Raw genomic sequence first — 16,695 nt, forward strand, 5'->3', positions numbered from 1 at the left:
GCCACGGACCCCTCACCCCGGTCCCGCCGCGGACCCGTCACCGCACCCCCGCCACGGACTCCTCACCCCGGTCCTGCCACGGACCCGTCACCACACCCCCGCAACAGACCCCACACCCCGCCCCACCCCTAGCTAGACCCTTACCGCGCCGCGGCCCGCCCCGCCGCCTCGAAGTCCCGCAGCGCCCTGGCCAGCCGCTCCGACTGCATCCCCGCCGCCAGCGAGCGCGCGAGCCCCGCCGTCCGGGCGGCCTCCCGCTGGTCGCCGAGCCGCCGGTGGGTCTCGGCGAGACGGACCATCAGCAGCGCCTTGGAACGGGCCCGTCCCGGCCCGAGCCCGGCGACGGCCTCGGCCAGCAGCGCCTTGGCCATCCGGTACTGGCCGAGCGCCAGCCGCCCCTCCCCGACCATTCCGGCGAGGTCGGCCCGGGCCTCCTCGGCGCCGGGTACGCCGTCGAGTTCGGCGAAGGCCCGGGCGGCCACCGCCTCGGCCTGTTCGGCCTCGCCGCGGCGGCCGTGGGCGCGGGCGATCCGGCCGAGCTGGCGGGCCCGGGTGGTGGGGCTGAGCACGGGGCCGTGGGCCTCCAGGGCGGTGCGCAGCGCGGTGACGGCGTCCAGGCCTCGGCCGCCGCTGCCCTGGGTGGCGAGTACCACCAGCGCGCCGAGCCCGGCGACCCCGAGCCGGGGGTCGCCGCTGACGTGGGCGGCGCGCAGCGCGGCGACGAAGGCCCGTTGGGCGGCCGCGTCGTGGCCGAGGTCGTACGCGGCCCAGCCGGCCAGCCGGGCGAGCCGGCTGGCGGTGCCGTACAGCTCGCGGCCGAGTCGTTCGTCGTACGCGCCGAGTTCCAACAGCTTGGCCAGCATGGCGAGTTCGGCCCGGGTGGGGCCGAGGACGAGGCCGCCGCCACAGGAGCGTTCGAGGCGCAGCTTGCTGCGGTAGGACAGGCCGAGTTCGCCGGCCAGGGTGGGGTCGACGCGCAGCGCGCCCTCGCCGCCGCCGACGGGTGGCGGCGGGGAGGAGAGCCGTTCGGCGGCGTGGTCGAGGTCGGCGCCGCGGAACAGGTCGGTGAGGCGGACCGGCCCGGCGTCGGTGGCGGCCTCGCGCAGCGCGGTCTGGGCGGTGTCGGCGGTCCACGGGTCGGTGAGCAGCCGGGGCGAGAGGATCTTGGCGCCGCGGTGGCCGCCCATCCGGCCCCAGAGCTGCTCGTAGGTGACGGCCATGCCGAGGGTGCGGCTGAGCACCTCGCAGACGGTCTGGTCGTGCGGGCTGCGCGGGACCATGCCGCGGTCGCGCCACTTGTACGGGGCGGTGGAGCTGATCGCCAGTCCGGGCGGCAGGGCGAGGCTCACCTCACGGGCGAGCCGTTCCGGACTCCAGCCGAGCTGGTGCAGTATCCGGGCCAGCTCCTCGTTCCGCCTTCGCTGCAGATCGGCCATGGCACGACGGTAGCGGTCTTTCCGGTCCGCCCGCCGGTGGCATGCACACAACGGCGAAGAGCCGCCCCCCGTGACCGGGTGGCGGCTCTCGACGACTGTGGAGCTATGGGGAATTGAACCCCAGACCTCTTGCATGCCATGCAAGCGCTCTACCAACTGAGCTATAGCCCCTTGACCTGCGATGTCACCGGGTTTCCCGTCGTTTCCGTCCGGTTTCCCTCGGCGACATCGACTACTTTACACGGTCCGGGGGGTGCTCCTGAAATCCGTTTCCCGAGGCAGCCGCGGGTAGCGCGCCCGACGCTCACCCAGCAGCCGAAGCACCCGGCGAAGCGAAGCGACCAGCGAAGCGAGGCCCCCGGCAAGGTGAAGAGGTCAGCGAGGCGAAGAGGTCAGCGCACCACCCGCCGGCCGCGCTCCGCGAAGCCCACGCCGACGAGCACCACCACCGCGTTGGCCGCCAGCGTGACCAGCAGCGCGTGCCCCGAGTCGGCGGCGGGCGCCGGCAGGTCCACCTGCCCGAGGAACACCGAGCCGAGCACCGCGACCCCGACCACCTGTCCGAGCTGCAGGACGGTCACCGTCACCCCGCTGGCGTCGGCCGCGTCCTCGGGCGCCACCCCCGCGAGCGCCCGGGCGAACAGCGGCGCGTACGCGCAGCCGGCGGCCAGGCCGAGCGCGGCCGTCTCCGCCAGCACCACCGCCCCGATCCCGGCGCCGCCGCCGAGCAGCACCCCCAGCAGCAGGTACCCGCCACCGAGCAGCACCCCGGCGAGCACCGGCAGCACCGCGTGCAGCCGGCCGGGCAGCCGGTGCCAGCGCAGGCTGGCCAGGCCGAAGCCGACCGCGACGGGTGCCGAGCAGAGCCCGGCCCGCAGCGCGCTGTGGCCGAGGGCCGCCTGCTGGTGCAGGGCGAAGGCGAACATGAAGCCCGCGTAGGCCGCCATGATCGTGAACAGTCCGGCCGCCGCCGGGCGCAGCCCGGGGGCGCGCAGCACCCGCCCGGGGATCAGCGGGTGTCCGCCGCGCCGGGCGACCCCGCGCTCGACGACCACGAACAGGCCGAACATCAGCACGCCGCCCGCGAGCATCGCCCAGCCCCAGGCCGGCCAGCCGAGTTCGTTGCCGAGCACCAGCGGCACCACCAGCAGGCCGAGCGCCGTGCCCAGCACCACCAGTCCGGGGAGGTCGAAGCCGCGCGAGGGGTCGCCGGGCAGTCGCGGCAGCAGCCGGGCGCCGGCCGCCAGCAGCGCCAGCCCGATCGGCACGTTGACCAGGAACACCGGCCGCCAGCCGGTGCCGAACAGGTCGGCGCTGACCAGCACCCCGCCGAGCACCTGCCCGAGCGCGACGCCGACGGCCAGCACCGCCGAGTAGAGGCCGATCGCCCGGGTGCGGGCGGTGCCGGTGAAGGTGCGCTGCAGCAGGCTCATCACCTGCGGCACCATCAGCGCCGCGCCCGCGCCCTGGAGCAGCCGGAAGGCGATCAGCCAGCCGGTGGTCGGGGCGAGGCCGCAGGCCAGCGAGGTGGCGGTGAAGGCGGCCAGGCCCAGTTGGAACAGCCGGCTGAAGCCGTACCGGGCGCCGAGCCGGGCGCCGGTGATGAGCAGGACCGCGTAGGCGATGGAGTAGCCGGCGATCACGAGTTGCAGGGCGGCGCCGGAGGCGCCCAGGTCGGTGCGGATGGTGGGCACCGCGACGTTGACGATGGAGGCGTCGAGCACGGCCATGAACTGCCCGCACAGGATGAGCGCGAGGAGCAGCCCGGGCCGTACGGCCGGGCCCCCGGTGGTGCGTCCGGCCGCGCGGGGCCGGGTCTGAAGATCCGTCATGGCCACCAGCCTGGGGCGGGCCCGGTACTGGTGGTTAGAGCCTGCTGATCCTGGTACTGGCAGCACCTGTACCGCCCGCGCGCCCTGCGGCACGATGGACGCCATGACCGTGCTGGAGGAACCCCCCGTCGTGACGGGCGGCCGCGAGCGCCGCCGGACCGAGCTGGCCCGCTTCCTGAAGGCCTGCCGGGCACGGGTCGCCCCCGAGGACGTCGGCCTGCCGCCGGGGCTGCGCCGCCGCACGCCGGGGCTGCGGCGCGAGGAGGTCGCGCAGCTCGCCGGGGTCGGGGTCACCTGGTACACGTGGCTGGAGCAGGGGCGGCCGATCAACGCGAGCGAGCAGGTGCTGCTGGCGGTGGCCCGGGCGCTGCGGCTGGACGGCACCGAGCGCCAACACCTGTTCCGGCTGGCGGGGATGGCGTCGTCGGCGCTCGCCGCTCCGGCCCCGCCGGAGCTGAGCCCGGCGATCCAGGTGATCCTGGACTCCCTCGCCCCGCTGCCGGCGGCGGTCTCCAACACCCGTTTCGACGTGCTGAGTTTCAACCAGCCGTACCGCTCGCTGTTCGGCACCGAGCGGATGCGCCCGTCGCACGGGGTGTTCTTCAACACCCTCTGGTGCATGCTGACCGCGCCGGAGTGCTGCAACCCGTGCGAGAACCCGGAGGAGACCCTGTCGCGGATGGTGGCGGTGCTGCGCTCGGCGTACGGCCGGCACGTCGGTGAGCCGGCCTGGGAGGAGCACGTGCAGCGGCTGTCGGCCCGCAGCGAGCTGTTCCGGGAGCTGTGGGCCCGCCAGGAGGTGGCGCCGCCGAAGACGCTGCTGCGGATCTTCCGTCACCCGGAGCTGGGCGTGCTGCGGTTGAACGCCACCTACCTGACGATGCCGGGCGTGCCGGAGTGCTACATCGTCGTGTACGTCCCGGAGGATCCGGCCGACCGGGAGCTGGTCGAGCGGCTCGGCTCGCTGCCCCCGGGCAGTTGGCCGCACACCTGCGCGCGGTGAGCACCCCGGGCCCCGATGCCCGAGAAGGCCGAGAGGACCGAGAAGGCCGAGAAGGCCGAGAGGACCGGAAACGCCGAGAGGCCGCCACCCGGTGGGTGACGGCCTCTCGAACCACTGTGGAGCTATGGGGAATTGAACCCCAGACCTCTTGCATGCCATGCAAGCGCTCTACCAACTGAGCTATAGCCCCGCGACACTGGCGACCTGGCTCCGGAACTCCGATATCCACGACCGCCGATGCGGAGTGGAGCTATGGGGAATTGAACCCCAGACCTCTTGCATGCCATGCAAGCGCTCTACCAACTGAGCTATAGCCCCGCACTCACCGGATCTCCCGCTTCCCTTCCGGGCTGCGTTCCTTCCCTGCGAACGAGGAAGACTCTAGCTGGTCAGGCCCGGAACTGCGAAATCCGCCCCCTCCGGGCCCCCGCGAAGCCCCCGCCGCCTAGTGCCGACGCGTGGGGATCAGGTGTCGTCGCCGATGACCGGCTGCGGGAGCGTGCCCGCGTTGTGCTCCAGCAGCCGCCAGCCGCGCGCCCCCTTGCCGAGGACCGACCAGCAGCAGTTGGACAGCCCGCCGAAGCACTCCCACAGGGGCGGCTCCAGGCCGAGCAGCTGCCCGAGCATGGTCCGGATGGTGCCGCCGTGGCTGACCACCACCAGCGTGCCGTTCTCCGGCAGCTTGGCGACGGCCTCCAGCACCACGGGCACCGAGCGCTCGGCGACCTCCACGGACAGCTCGCCGCCGCCACGGCGCACCGGCTCCCCGGCCGCCCAGGCCGCGTACTCCTCCGGGTGGCGCTCACGGATCTCGGCGTTGGTCAGCCCCTGCCAGGAGCCCGCGTACGTCTCCCGCAGGCCCTCGTGGTGCTGCACGTCCAGCCCGGTGACCTTGGCCAGCTCCTCGGCGGTGCGCCGGGCGCGCTTGAGGTCCGAGGAGATCAGCAGGTCGGGGTGCAGGCCCGAGAGCAGCCGGGCCGCCCGCTGGGCCTGCAGGACGCCCTGGCCGGTCAGTTCGATGTCCGTGGTGCCCTGGAAGCGCGATTCGAGGTTCCAGGAGGTCTGGCCGTGCCGCCAGAAGACGATGCGCGGGCCCCGCCCCTCGCGGCTCAGTGCAGGTCCTCGGGCTTGCCGAAGTCGTCGGCCGGGGCGACGGCGTTGCCGGCGTCGTCGGTGACGGCGTCGGGGCGGTTGCGGGACTCCATTGCGTCCGCGGGCAGCGGCAGCTCGGGGCAGTCCTTCCAGAGGCGGTCGAGCGAGTAGAAGGAGCGCTCCTCGGAGTGCTGGACGTGCACGACGATGTCCAGGTAGTCGAGCAGGATCCAGCGGCCGTCGCGCTCGCCCTCGCGGCGCACCGGCTTGATGTCCAGCTGCTCGCGCAGCTGGTCCTCGATCTCCTCGGCGATCGAGCGGACCTGGCGGTCGTTGTTCGCGGAGGCGATCAGGAAGGCGTCGGTGATCGACAGCACCTCGCTGACGTCGAAGGCGATGATGTTGTGCGCGAGCTTGTCGGCCGCCGCCTGGGCGGCGACGGTGATGAGCTGCTGGCTGTGGTCGGTGACGGTCACGGTGTACTTCCGGCTCGGCGGTTTGGGAGGCCCCGGCGCGGTGGCCGGGGTCGCCTTCCAGGATCTCACGCCGCCCCCGCGGCCTCGGAACGCATTTCCGGGGCCGCGGGGACCGCACGAGCGGGGGCGCCGCCGCCTACTGGCTCTTCGGCGGCTGGTAGTCCTTGCCCAGCACGACCACCAGGTCCGCGTTCTGGGCGTCGCCGACCTTCTTCACCGCCGTGTCCGGCAGCCCCAGGCTGGTCGCCAGGGACTTCGCCGCGGCCTGCCGGGCGTCGTCGGTGTAGCGGATCTCACTGGTGGCCTGCGGCGCGGACTTGGCGCCGCCCGGGATGAACGTCAGGCCCGAGTTGACGATCTGGACCTGCGCGGCGGCGCCCGCCGCGTCGTTGCCGGAGGCGTCCTGCAGCGCGACCCGGGCGGGGGCGTCGCCGGCCGCCGCGGACTTCACGGTGCCGCCGAGCACGTCCTTGACCTGCTTGCCCGCGGTCGCCTCGTCCAGGGTGCCGTCCGGCTTGACGGTCAGCGCGGTGGTGCCGAAGTGGCCGTCCTTCGCCTGCTGGGCGAGCTGGGCGAGCACCCCGGCCAGGGCGTCCTCGGGCAGCGAGGGGTCGAGCACCGCGTTCATCCGGTGCACGTCGTCCTTGGCGTCCTTGAACGCGGTCGGCATGGTGCGCACCACCGCGTCCATCACCTGCCCGAACCGGGCCAGCTGGGCGTCCCGGTTCTCGCCGGGCGCCTGCAGGGTGGCGTACGCGACCGCGGCCTTGCCGCTGAGCAGGGTGTTCTTGCCTGCCGGGGAGAGCAGTTTGCCGTCCGGCTTGCCGCCCTCGTAGGTCTCGGCGTTGGTGTCGACCCGGACGCCGCCGAGCTGGGAGACCAGCAGTTCCAGGTACGGGGTGTCCAGCCGCCAGGTGCCGGCCACCGGCGCGCCGAGCACGGTGGACAGGCCGTCGCGGGTGGCCGAGGCGCCGATCGCGTCCATGGCCTGGCCGACCGTGGTCACCGGCGGGTCGGCGGGGCCGGGCAGCCGCAGCACGTCGGGCAGCAGCAGCACCGTGCCCTTGTGCCCGGAGACGTCGTCGACCAGCAGCGCGCTGGACACCTTGCCCTGCAGGTCGCGCAGGTGGACGACGTTGACCTGCCGCCCGCCGGCCGCGGTGGCCGCGGTCGGCTTGTCCCCGGTGAACCACAGGTAGCCGCCGACGCCGCCGGCCGCGAGCGCCAGCACCACGCCCAGGCCGACCAGCCGGTTCTTCAGCTTGCGGCGCCGCTCGGCGCGCACCTCGCTGCGGGACTCGGCGAACTTCAGCCAGTCGATGACGTCCTCGGTCTCCTCCGCCTCCTCGTCGACGAAGGTGAACTCGCCCGTGGTGTAGCTGTCCTTGGGCGCCCGGGCCTTGCCCGGCCGGGCCCCGGCGACCTGCTCGGAGGGCGCCGCCGACTCGGCCTGGGCCGCCGTCTCGGCCGGCCGGGGCGTGCGCCGGCGCGGCGGCGGCACGGTGGCGGGAGCGGGCGCCTCGGGCGCGGCCGGCGGCTCGGGCTGCGACTGCGGCTGCGGTTGCGGTTGCGGCTCGGCGACCAGCGGGGCGACCGGCGCCGCCTGGTACTGCTGCTGGTACCCCTGGTACCCCTGCTGCTGGTAGCCGTACGGATCCTGGGCGTACACCGGCTGCCCGTACTGGTCGTACGTCTGCTGCTCGTACTGCTGCTGGTACCCCTGCTGCTGCGGGACCTGCCCGGCCGGCCCGTACCCCTGCTGGTACCCCTGGGCCTGCTGCCCGCCGCCGTACGCGCCCTGCCCGTACACCGGCTGCCCGTACTGGTCGTACGCCTGCTGCTCGTACCCCTGCTGCTCGTACGGCTGCTCGTAGCCCTGCGGCTGCGCCTGCTGCTGGGCCTGGTACCCGTGCCCCTGGCCCTGGCCCTGCTCCTGGTACGGCTGCTGGTACTGCCCGGTGGACCACTCCTCCGGCTGCTGCCCGCCGTTGCCGCTGCCGTTACCGCTGCGATCGGTCACGCCCGCTCCTGGCTCAGGTCCCGTGCGGCGTCGCGTACAGCGCCCGCTTGTCGATGTAGCGGACCACGCCGTCCGGGACGAGGTACCAGACCGGCTCGCCCTTGGCGACCCGGTTGCGGCAGTCCGTGGAGGAGATGGCCAGCGCCGGGACCTCCACCAGGGAGACCCCGCCCACCGGAAGCCCGGCGTCCGACAGAGTGTGCCCCGGCCGGGTGCATCCGATGAAGTGGGCCAGCGAGAAGAGTTCGTCCGAGTCGTGCCAGGACAGGATCTGGGCCAGCGCGTCGGCACCGGTGATGAAGAAGAGGTCGGCGTCCGGGTGGAGGGCGTGCAGGTCGCGCAGGGTGTCGACGGTGTACGTCGGGCCCTCGCGGTCGATGTCGATCCGGCTCACCGAGAACTGCGGGTTCTCGGCGGTCGCGATGACCGTCATCAGGTAGCGGTCCTCCGCCGGCGTGACGTGCCGGTCGCTCTTCTGCCAGGGCTCCCCGGTCGGGACGAAGATCACCTCGTCCAGGTGGAACGCGCTCGCCACCTCACTGGCGGCGACCAGGTGGCCGTGGTGGATCGGGTCGAAGGTGCCGCCCATCACGCCGAGGCGCTTCTTCACCGGTTCCGGTCCGCCGGGATTCCCGGCCTGCTCTCCCATGCCGCCACACCTTACGCGACACCCGTTACGGTGCGGGAACAGCCGTGTGGGGGTTGTCCGCAGATGCGTGAGGGAGCGGCCGGCCCACTGGCCGGACGCTCCCCGAGCGGCCCCGGAGCCCGGCTCAGCGGTCCCGGTTGAAGCGGGTGGTGATGAAGAGCAGGAGCACCAGGATGAACAGCGCGGCGCCGCCCGTCAGCAGCGGGTTCAGGCTGTCGTGGTTGCCCCCCTCGCCCTCGGCGAGGAGGTTCAGAACGGGGAGTGCGGCAGCAGTGCTCATGGTCGGCGGGACCTTCTCGGCTCGGGGAACGGACCAGGGGGTGGTTCCGGGCCGGTGAGGGCCCACCCGTCATCGTACGGGGGGTTACACGGCAACCGCTCGGCGGCCCACCGCCGCTGACCGGGCGTGAGCGAGCGGAGCGGGCACCGGGGCCTACTGCCCCCGGAAGGCGCGGGCCATGATCCAGACCAGCAGACCGATCCCGACGAAGGACGCGATCACGATGATCCGCAGGAACAGGCCCGGGCCGGCCTCGTCGGAGATGGGTGCGGCCAGGCTGACCAGCGCTTCGGTGGACATCTGAGGGGCTCCTCGAACTGCTCGTACCGCGGCCGGGTCCGGTCCCGGTTCTCCAGGGAACTCAGGGTAAACCCGCCTCACACCGGCGCCGCCCACCGGCCCCCGTGACCCGCCGCCCCGCCCGCGGCCCTGGTCCCGGGGACGAGTACGCAACCACGGACGTTGCACAGGCAGTCGTTGCAGGCGAAGACCAGCGGGGGGCCGGGCGCTGCGCCGGGGCCGCCGTCGACCAGGAGGTACGCAGACCATGACCGACACGACCGCGAACACCCCGAGCCGCCGTCGCCGGCGCTTCCCCGAGATCTCCACCCGGGCCTGGGAACACCCGGCGGACCGCTCGGCGCTGGTCGCCCTGCGCAAGCTGTCCGGCTTCGACGACATCCTGAAGAAGCTCGCCGGGCTGGTCTCCGAGCGCGCGATCCGGCTGATGTTCCTGGCCACCGCCGTGAAGACCTCCGAGCGCCAGTTCCCCGAGCTGTACGACATGGTCCGCGACGCCGCCTACGTGCTCGACCTGGAGCAGGTCCCGGACCTGTACGTCACCCAGGACCCGACGGTCAACGCCTTCACCATCGGCATCGACACCCCGATCATCGTGATCACCAGCGGCCTGGTCGAGCTGCTGGACGAGGAGGAGCTGCGCTCCGTCATCGGCCACGAGGTCGGCCACGCGATGTCCGGCCACGCCGTCTACCGGACGATGCTGATGATCCTCACCAACATCGCCGCCCGGATCGCCTGGGTGCCGCTCGGCAACCTGGCGATCACGGCGGTCATCACCGCGCTCAAGGAGTGGTTCCGCAAGGCCGAGCTGTCCAGCGACCGGGCCGGCCTGCTCGCCGGGCAGGACCTCCAGGCCTCCATGCGGGCCCTGATGAAGCTGGCCGGCGGGCACAACCTGGCCGAGATGAACGTCGACGCCTTCCTGGAGCAGGCCGAGGAGTACGAGAAGGCCGGGGACCTGCGCGACGGCGTGCTCAAGCTGCTCCAGCTGCTGCCGCAGACGCACCCGTTCGCGGTGGTGCGGGTCGCCCAGCTGAAGAAGTGGGCGGAGAGCGACGAGTACCGCTCGATCCAGGCCGGCGCCTACCCGCGCCGCACGGACGACCGGGACACCTCGGTCGGCGAGCAGTGGAAGGCCGCCGCCGAGCACTACTCGACCTCGGTGAAGGAGAGCAAGGACCCGCTGATGGGCCTGCTGCGGGACGTGGCCGGCGGCGCCGCGACGGTCGGCGGCAAGCTGCGCGACACCTTCACCGGCGGCACCCGCGGCTCCTCCCCGGGCGCTCCCGCCGGCGGCCCCTCGGACCGCGCCTCGGAGCGCACCGACGGCTGAACGGCCACCCGCGTACGGCGGCCGGTGACCCGCCCGGGTCACCGGCCGCCCACCGTCCCCGACCGACGGCCCCGGCCGCCCACCGTCCCGACCGACCGACGGCCACCGACCCGGGCCCGCTCAGCTCCCCGCCAGCACCCCGCACACCTGCCAGGCCGGCCGCGCGTGATCGCCCGGGTCGACCGGCGCCGCCGGCGCCACCGCGGTGCCCTGCGCGGTGGCCAGCACCGGCTGCAGGAAGCCCGCCATCGAGGCGGTGCACGGCGCCGGCCCGGCCTGCAGCACGGCGTCGACCAACCGCAGCTGCGCCTGCCCCAGATCGACCCGGTCGAACTGGAAGGTCAGCTCGCGCCGCACGGTCTCCAGGGTGACCGGCGCCCCGGCCGGCGCCCCGGCCGGCTTCAGCGCGTAGACGAAGGTGTGGTCGGTGGTGATCTGCAGGGTGCTGCCGTCCGCCTCGTCGACCCGCATCGCGCCGACCGTCTTCACGGTGTCGGAGGCGAGCGCGACCTGCGCCGGGTCGAAGCGGACGATCCAGCCGGTCACCGCGTGGTGCCGGTCGTCCACCGGCTGGGCGGTGCTGGCGTCGAACTGGGCCTGCTCACCGGGCGTGACGTAGGCCCGCACATCGGTGGTGACAGCCTGGACCAGCGCCGCCGGGGACAGCGAGGAGGCGACCAGGTAGCGCTGCACGGTGTCGAGCGCCTTCGTCACCTCGACCTTGCTGAAGTGCTCGGTGGCGGCCCCGGCGGGGGTGTTCAGTCCGGCCGTCCCATCGCCGTAACCGGGCGGCAGCGCGGCGAACGGACGCGCCGGGTCGGCGACCGGGCGGACGGTCGAAGCCGGGCTCAACGCGACCAGGCTGACGGTGAGTTGACTGCCCTCCGGTCGCAGCGGGACGCCCTTGGGCGAGTTCACCCCGAAGTACACCGCGGCCCCGAAGGCCAGCAGGATGAGCAGCAGCAGGGCCAGCGCCTGGCGCGGCACGGTGCCCAGCGGGCCGAGCCGCACCCGGGCCCGGGTGGCCTTGCCGAAGGAGCCCGCGAGCCGCTCCCGGGCGGAGAGTTCCTGGATCCGGGCAGCCCGGACGAACGACTCGTCGAAGACGACGGACCGGAACTCGTCCTCATTGCCGGAACCGCCCTCGGGCGTACCCTCAGGAGGCTCGCGCGGGTCACCCATAGCACCAGGGTAGGCGCACACCGGGCCCACCACGAGGGCCCCGGCGCAGTTTGCCGGGAACGCTCCGTGACCGGCCGCCGGGGGCGCACCCCCCCGGTCAGCCGGCCGGTGCGGTGACCACCGGGAGCGGCTCGGCAGGCGCGGACCGCGGGTCCGTCCCCCGGCTGCTGCTGCCGGACCCCGGCCTCGGGGGCGCGCCCGAGGAGCCGCCCACGCCCTGGTAGATCGCCGCGACCGCCACCGCCACCAGGCTCACGCCCATGATCACCGCGAGCACCCAGGCCACCGGCCGGTGCCAGCGCTGCTGGGCCACGTACCGGCCACGGGCCCGCACCGGGTCGTAGCGCCGGCCCCAGCGCCGGCCCCGTCGGCCGCCCGCCCGGCCCGGGCCCGACCAGGGGTCGGGGTACAGGTGGTCGTCGTCGAGTCCGCTCGGGTGCGGGCGCAGCTCCAGCGGCAGCCCGTCCCCGGCCGGAACGTCATAGCTCCAGCCCGGTCCCACGGCGTCCGGCTCGAACCGGGCCTCGGCGGCGGCGAGCTGCCGCTCCTTGGCCGTCGGCTCGTGCACGGCGGCGGACCGGACGAAGGCCTCATCGAAGACCACGGTGGCGAACTCGTCGTCCGCACCACCGTGGTCGGCGCCGTCGGGGTACGGCAAGCCCCCCACATCCTCAGCCACGGATTCAGCGTATTACCGGCCGGGCGATTTGTCTGTGGCTCCCGGCAGTTGGTCCGTCACACGTGTGACGGACCACCGCTCAGCGGCCGTCCCCGCCGCCGCCCACGGTCTGCGTCGGCTCGCCTCGGACATGCCCGTCACCGGTGACGATGTACTTGGTGCTGGTCAGCTCCGGCAGGCCCATCGGGCCGCGGGCGTGCAGCTTCTGGGTGGAGATGCCGATCTCCGCGCCGAAGCCGAACTCACCGCCGTCGGTGAACCGGGTGGAGGCGTTGACGGCCACCGTGGTCGAGTCCACCAGCTGGGTGAAGCGGCGGGCGGCGGCCTGCGAGGTGGTGACGATCGCCTCGGTGTGGCCGGAGGACCAGCGGCGGATGTGCGCGACGGCGGCGTCCAGCGAGGGCACCACGGCCGCGGCCAGGTCGTACGAGAGGTACTCGGCGCCCCAGTCCTCGTCGGTGGCCGGCACCACGGTGGCGCCGGTGCCCCCGGCCGCCTTCTGCACCGCCTCGTCGCCGTGCACCGTCACCCCGGCCTCCGCCAGGGCGGCCAGGGCCAGCGGCAGGAAGTCGTCCGCGACGTCCTGGTGCACCAGCAGCGTCTCGGCGGAGTTGCAGACGCTGACCCGCTGCGCCTTGGAGTTCAGCAGGATGCCGACGGCCATCGCCAGGTCGGTCCGCGCGTCCACGTACACGTGGCAGTTGCCGGTGCCGGTCTCGATCACCGGGACGGTCGAGCCCTCGACCACGGTGCGGATCAGCGAGGCCCCGCCGCGCGGGATCAGCACGTCGACCAGGCCGCGGGCGCGCATCAGCTCCTGCACCGAGTCCCGGCTCTCCCCCGGCACCAGCTGGATCACGTCGGCCGGCAGCCCGGCCGCGACGACGGCGTCCCGCAGGACGGCGACCAGCGCGGTGTTGGAGCGGTAGGCGGAGGCGGAGCCGCGCAGCAGCACCGCGTTGCCGGACTTCAGGCAGAGCGCGGCGGCGTCGACGGTGACGTTCGGCCGGGCCTCGTAGATGATGCCGACCACGCCCAGCGGCACCCGCACCTGGCGCACGTCCAGGCCGTTCGGCAGGGTGTAGCCGCGCACCACCTCGCCGACCGGGTCGGCCAGGCCGGCCACGTCGCGCACGTCGGAGGCGATCGCGGCGATCCGCTCGTCGGTCAGGCTCAGCCGGTCGATCACCGACTCGGCCGTCCCCGCCGCGCGGGCCCGCTCCACGTCCTCGGCGTTGGCCGCGACGATCTCGGCGCTGCGGGCGACCAGCGCGTCCGCGATCGCCAGCAGCGCGGCGTCCTTGGCCCGGCGCGGCAGCGGGGCGAGCACGGCGGCGGCCTCCCGGGCTCGGCGCGCTACGGCGAGGACGGGACTGTCGGCGGTGGCGAGGTCGCTGGTCATGCCGCCAAGGGTAGCGACTGGCCCGTGCCCCCCAGCCGTCGTTTCGCCCGGTGAGACACCCGCCGGACAGCCGGTCAGTACGGGTGCACCCCGCCCAGGTGCGGCGACGGCGTGCCGAAGCCCTCCGCGACCCGCTTGTGGTACGTCGCCCGGTCCACCACCTCCAGCCCGACGATCTCCCACGGCGGCAGACCGGCGGTCACCTTGTGCTCGCCCCACAGCCGTAGCGCGATCGCCGCCGCGTCGTGCAGGTCCCGGGCCTGCTCCCAGTACCGGATCTCGGCGTGGTCGGCCGCGTAGCGGGCGGTCAGGAAGAACGAGTGGTCGTGCGCCAGCTGCTCCAGTGAGGCGCGCAGCGAGGACAACGGGGTGGTCTGCCCGGCCACGCTCAGCACCACGTGCCACAGCCGTGCCTGCTCCGGCACGGTGGGCGGGTCCGCGGCCTGCGCGCGCTGCGGCCGCACTCTGCGCACCCCGCCGGGCCTCTGCGGCGGCGGACCGGCCGGCTCGGCGGGGCCGTCCCCGCGTCCGCCGTCGATGCTGGTCAGCCGCCGGCCCGCCGTCCCTCCGGTCAGCGCTGCCTCGCGCCTGTGTTCCACCGGCGGCCTCCTGTTTCGGCGATCTCGTGTCGTCCCCACCGGCCCCGTCGGCCCTCGGCCGACCGGTACGGCTGCGCCCCTCCTCGCCCGCGGCCGGGCCGCTCCCGTACGGAGCGGCCCGGCGACCGCACTGCGCCGCTCGGCCGGTGCCGGCCGGTCAGCCGTGCAGAACGACCAGGTCGTCGCGGTGGACGACCTCGCGCTCGTACCCGGCGCCGAACTCCTGGGCCAGGTCGCGGGTGGACCGGCCGAGCAGGCGGGGCAACTCCCTCGCATCAAAGTTGACCAGTCCGCGAGCCACGATGTGGCCGTTTTCGCCAAGAAGGTCCACCGGATCACCTGCGGCGAACTCCCCGTCGACCTTGGTCACCCCGGCCGGCAGCAGCGAGGCGCCGCCGGAGACGACCGCCTCGACCGCGCCCGCGTCCAGGTGCAGGGCGCCGCGCGGGCTGCTCGCGTGGGCCAGCCAGAGCATCCGGTCGGAGGTACGGCTGCCGGTGCGCCGGAAGAGCGTGCCGGTGGACCGCCCGGCCAGCGCGTCGGCGGCGTGGCTGGCCGCGGTGAGCACCACCGGGATGCCCGCGCCGGTGGCGATCCGGGCCGCCTCCACCTTGGTGACCATGCCGCCGGTGCCGACGCCCGCCTTGCCGGCGCTGCCGATCCGGATGCCGTCGAGGTCGTGCGGGCCGCTCACCTCGGCGATCCGGCTGGTGCCGGGCTGGGACGGGTCGCCGTCGTAGAGGCCGTCCACGTCGGAGAGCAGCACCAGCAGGTCGGCCCGGACCAGGTGGGCGACCAGCGCGGCCAGCCGGTCGTTGTCCCCGAACTTGATTTCGGCGGTGGCGACGGTGTCGTTCTCGTTGACGACCGGCATCGCGCCCATCGCCAGCAGCTGGTCCAGCGTCCGGTAGGCGTTGCGGTAGTGGGCGCGGCGGCTGGCGTCCTCGGCGGTGAGCAGCACCTGGCCGACCCGGATGCCGTACCGGGCGAAGGAGGCGGTGTACCGCGCGACCAGCAGTCCCTGGCCGACGCTGGCGGCGGCCTGCTGGCGGGCCAGGTCCTTGGGCCGCCTGTCCAGGCCGAGCGGGGCGAGCCCGGCGGCGATGGCGCCGGAGGAGACGAGGACGACCTCGGGCGCGTCCGGGCGGCTGCGCACCTTGGCGAGCGCGTCCACCAGGGCGTCGACCCGGTCGGCGTCCAGGCCGCCGGCCGCCGTGGTGAGTGAGGAGGAGCCGACCTTGACCACGATCCGGCGTGCGGTCAGCACCTCCTCCCGCAGTGAGTCCTCGCTCATCTCGCTGTACGCCCTTCCGGTGTGGTGCGGGTGCGGCGGGGCCCGGCCCGGCCGTCATGCCCGAAATCTACGCGATCCGCGCAGGTCGCCCCCACGGTGTTTCACCGGCTGGACCCGCCCCGCTCACCAGCCCGCCACAGCCCGGCCGAGCATCCGGATGGCTGGTATGGTCCCTGACCGAAAGCCAGATCGGGGGACGGCTTCTTGCCCGCTGTGCCCACTCGTCTTCGACCTTCCTGTGACACGGGGGCGGCGCCGCACTGGGCAGGCCGGCAACGGTTCGCGGTCGCGCGCCAGGAGAAAAGCACACCATGCGTTCGCACACCACGAAGCTGACCGTCGCCGCCCTGGCGGCGGCTACCGCCCTCTCGCTCGCCGCCTGCGGTCCGGACAACCCGGACTCCCCGGCCGGCACGGGCGGCTCCACCGGAGCGGCTCCGGCCCAGAGCGGCGCGGCCACCAGCAGTGCGACCGGCGGTGCGGCCGGCGGTTCGACCGCCGCCCCGTCGGGCGCGGCCACCGGCGGTGCCACCTCGGGCGGCGCCGCCACCGGCGGTGCCGGTACGGCCGGCGCGGCCGGCGGGGGCGCGGGCAGCGGCAAGGTCCCGCAGGCCGCCACCGCCGTGAAGGTCGGCCAGCCGGCCACCGTCGACTTCGCCGACAAGAGCTCCAACGTCTCCACCAAGCTGCAGATCACCGTCACCGGCATCGAGGTCGGTTCGCTGCAGGACCTCACCGCCGCCAAGGTCCCGACCACCGGGCTGGACGGCCGCACCCCGGTCTACGTCAGCTACACCGTCAAGAACCTCGGCGACGCCAGCCTGTCCTTCACCGCCCCGGACTCGAAGTTCGTCCTCTTCGACGGCGCCGGCAACAAGGGCCTCCCCGTGCTGAACGCCACCAACCCGCTGCCCAAGTGCACCGGGGCGAAGTTCCAGGGCGTCACCAAGGGCGCCGAGGCCAAGGGCTGCGACATCATCTCGATCGCCGGCACCACCCCGGTCGCGGTCGGCTACACCGACCTGAACGACCTGCTCAAGCTCCAGGCGTCCTGGGCGAAGTGACACCGCGTCACCGCTGAGCACGCGAAACGGCCCCCCCACCTCGACAGGTGG

16 protein-coding genes and 3 tRNA genes are annotated in these 16,695 nt (G+C 74.0%); 3 read left to right on the plus strand and 16 right to left on the minus strand.

The genetic code is table 11. The annotated features are described in order from the left end of the window. Window positions 1–140 precede the first annotated feature (140 nt). From ACZ3YL_RS09100 to ACZ3YL_RS09110, 3 genes are all read right to left on the minus strand, one after another. A complete protein-coding gene (locus tag ACZ3YL_RS09100) occupies window positions 141–1,436 on the minus strand; it encodes a hypothetical protein (protein ID WP_188306802.1) in 1,296 nt (431 codons plus the stop codon). A gap of 98 nt (window positions 1,437–1,534) precedes the next feature. Continuing rightward, window positions 1,535–1,607, minus strand: a tRNA-Ala gene (locus ACZ3YL_RS09105). Between the two features lie 221 nt (window positions 1,608–1,828). Further along, window positions 1,829–3,268, minus strand: a complete 1,440-nt coding sequence (locus tag ACZ3YL_RS09110) for an MFS transporter (RefSeq protein WP_465656369.1) — start codon at window positions 3,266–3,268, stop codon at window positions 1,829–1,831. A 103-nt stretch (window positions 3,269–3,371) separates the two neighbouring features. Between ACZ3YL_RS09110 and ACZ3YL_RS09115 the strand changes: the two genes are divergently transcribed. Beyond that, window positions 3,372–4,271: a helix-turn-helix transcriptional regulator gene (locus ACZ3YL_RS09115; RefSeq protein WP_465656371.1), complete on the plus strand. Its 900-nt coding sequence runs from the start codon at window positions 3,372–3,374 to the stop codon at window positions 4,269–4,271. A 117-nt stretch (window positions 4,272–4,388) separates the two neighbouring features. On the opposite strand, the gene ACZ3YL_RS09120 is transcribed toward ACZ3YL_RS09115, so the two are convergent. From ACZ3YL_RS09120 to ACZ3YL_RS09155, 8 genes are all read right to left on the minus strand, one after another. Then, window positions 4,389–4,461: transfer RNA gene (locus ACZ3YL_RS09120), tRNA-Ala, on the minus strand. A gap of 55 nt (window positions 4,462–4,516) precedes the next feature. After that, window positions 4,517–4,589 (minus strand) — tRNA-Ala (locus tag ACZ3YL_RS09125). A gap of 147 nt (window positions 4,590–4,736) precedes the next feature. Then, complete coding sequence (locus ACZ3YL_RS09130) at window positions 4,737–5,384, minus strand: histidine phosphatase family protein (protein WP_188306803.1); 648 nt, start codon at window positions 5,382–5,384, stop codon at window positions 4,737–4,739. Further along, on the minus strand, window positions 5,381–5,839 hold the full coding sequence (rsfS, locus tag ACZ3YL_RS09135) for a ribosome silencing factor (protein WP_188306799.1): 459 nt from the start codon (window positions 5,837–5,839) through the stop codon (window positions 5,381–5,383). The genes ACZ3YL_RS09130 and rsfS overlap by 4 nt, the downstream gene beginning before the upstream one ends. A 136-nt stretch (window positions 5,840–5,975) precedes the next feature. After that, on the minus strand, window positions 5,976–7,859 hold the full coding sequence (locus tag ACZ3YL_RS09140) for an LCP family protein (RefSeq protein WP_465656373.1): 1,884 nt from the start codon (window positions 7,857–7,859) through the stop codon (window positions 5,976–5,978). A gap of 13 nt (window positions 7,860–7,872) precedes the next feature. Next, complete coding sequence (gene nadD / locus ACZ3YL_RS09145) at window positions 7,873–8,508, minus strand: nicotinate-nucleotide adenylyltransferase (RefSeq protein ID WP_188306316.1); 636 nt, start codon at window positions 8,506–8,508, stop codon at window positions 7,873–7,875. Between the two features lie 124 nt (window positions 8,509–8,632). Continuing rightward, window positions 8,633–8,788 carry a hypothetical protein gene (locus tag ACZ3YL_RS09150; RefSeq protein WP_188306315.1) on the minus strand — a complete coding sequence of 52 codons (156 nt, stop codon included), beginning with the start codon at window positions 8,786–8,788 and terminating at the stop codon, window positions 8,633–8,635. A 153-nt stretch (window positions 8,789–8,941) separates the two neighbouring features. Then, window positions 8,942–9,088: a hypothetical protein gene (locus ACZ3YL_RS09155; protein WP_188306314.1), complete on the minus strand. Its 147-nt coding sequence runs from the start codon at window positions 9,086–9,088 to the stop codon at window positions 8,942–8,944. Between the two features lie 247 nt (window positions 9,089–9,335). On the opposite strand from ACZ3YL_RS09155, the gene ACZ3YL_RS09160 reads away from it, so the two are divergent. Beyond that, window positions 9,336–10,424, plus strand: coding sequence for a M48 family metallopeptidase (locus ACZ3YL_RS09160; protein ID WP_188306313.1), 1,089 nt, complete (start codon window positions 9,336–9,338; stop codon window positions 10,422–10,424). 120 nt (window positions 10,425–10,544) lie between these two features. Here the strand turns inward: ACZ3YL_RS09160 and ACZ3YL_RS09165 are convergent, their stop codons facing one another. The 5 genes from ACZ3YL_RS09165 to proB all read right to left on the minus strand — a co-directional run bounded on the left by ACZ3YL_RS09165 (window position 10,545) and on the right by proB (window position 15,580). Then, entirely contained in the window at window positions 10,545–11,606 is a 1,062-nt protein-coding gene (locus tag ACZ3YL_RS09165; protein WP_465656376.1) for an SCO2583 family membrane protein, read from the minus strand. Between the two features lie 97 nt (window positions 11,607–11,703). Then, on the minus strand, window positions 11,704–12,285 hold the full coding sequence (locus ACZ3YL_RS09170; RefSeq protein ID WP_188306311.1) for an SCO2584 family spore wall biosynthesis protein: 582 nt from the start codon (window positions 12,283–12,285) through the stop codon (window positions 11,704–11,706). Window positions 12,286–12,364: 79 nt separating this feature from the next. Further along, window positions 12,365–13,687, minus strand: a complete 1,323-nt coding sequence (locus tag ACZ3YL_RS09175) for a glutamate-5-semialdehyde dehydrogenase (RefSeq protein WP_465656379.1) — start codon at window positions 13,685–13,687, stop codon at window positions 12,365–12,367. Between the two features lie 74 nt (window positions 13,688–13,761). Continuing rightward, window positions 13,762–14,286 (minus strand): hypothetical protein, encoded by a 525-nt coding sequence (locus ACZ3YL_RS09180; RefSeq protein ID WP_188306309.1) that lies wholly within the window; start codon window positions 14,284–14,286, stop codon window positions 13,762–13,764. 157 nt (window positions 14,287–14,443) lie between these two features. After that, window positions 14,444–15,580, minus strand: a complete 1,137-nt coding sequence (gene proB, locus ACZ3YL_RS09185; RefSeq protein WP_188306308.1) for a glutamate 5-kinase — start codon at window positions 15,578–15,580, stop codon at window positions 14,444–14,446. A 311-nt stretch (window positions 15,581–15,891) separates the two neighbouring features. Between proB and ACZ3YL_RS09190 the strand changes: the two genes are divergently transcribed. Beyond that, window positions 15,892–16,644 carry a hypothetical protein gene (locus ACZ3YL_RS09190; protein ID WP_465656381.1) on the plus strand — a complete coding sequence of 251 codons (753 nt, stop codon included), beginning with the start codon at window positions 15,892–15,894 and terminating at the stop codon, window positions 16,642–16,644. The last annotated feature ends 51 nt before the right edge of the window (window positions 16,645–16,695 follow it).

The sequence above is a fragment of the Kitasatospora sp. NPDC023176 genome, from assembly GCF_055560495.1.

Excerpts from the sequence above, each read along its gene's own strand:
- ACZ3YL_RS09160 (WP_188306313.1), top strand. The coding sequence starts at position 9,336 with ATGACCGACACGACCGCGAACACCCCGAGCCGCCGTCGCCGGCGCTTC.
- ACZ3YL_RS09155 (WP_188306314.1), bottom strand. The coding sequence starts at position 9,088 with ATGTCCACCGAAGCGCTGGTCAGCCTGGCCGCACCCATCTCCGACGAG.
- nadD (WP_188306316.1), bottom strand. The coding sequence starts at position 8,508 with ATGGGAGAGCAGGCCGGGAATCCCGGCGGACCGGAACCGGTGAAGAAG.
- ACZ3YL_RS09110 (WP_465656369.1), bottom strand. The coding sequence starts at position 3,268 with ATGACGGATCTTCAGACCCGGCCCCGCGCGGCCGGACGCACCACCGGG.
- ACZ3YL_RS09115 (WP_465656371.1), top strand. The coding sequence starts at position 3,372 with ATGACCGTGCTGGAGGAACCCCCCGTCGTGACGGGCGGCCGCGAGCGC.
- ACZ3YL_RS09165 (WP_465656376.1), bottom strand. The coding sequence starts at position 11,606 with ATGGGTGACCCGCGCGAGCCTCCTGAGGGTACGCCCGAGGGCGGTTCC.
- proB (WP_188306308.1), bottom strand. The coding sequence starts at position 15,580 with ATGAGCGAGGACTCACTGCGGGAGGAGGTGCTGACCGCACGCCGGATC.
- ACZ3YL_RS09190 (WP_465656381.1), top strand. The coding sequence starts at position 15,892 with ATGCGTTCGCACACCACGAAGCTGACCGTCGCCGCCCTGGCGGCGGCT.
- ACZ3YL_RS09175 (WP_465656379.1), bottom strand. The coding sequence starts at position 13,687 with ATGACCAGCGACCTCGCCACCGCCGACAGTCCCGTCCTCGCCGTAGCG.
- ACZ3YL_RS09150 (WP_188306315.1), bottom strand. The coding sequence starts at position 8,788 with ATGAGCACTGCTGCCGCACTCCCCGTTCTGAACCTCCTCGCCGAGGGC.
- ACZ3YL_RS09100 (WP_188306802.1), bottom strand. The coding sequence starts at position 1,436 with ATGGCCGATCTGCAGCGAAGGCGGAACGAGGAGCTGGCCCGGATACTG.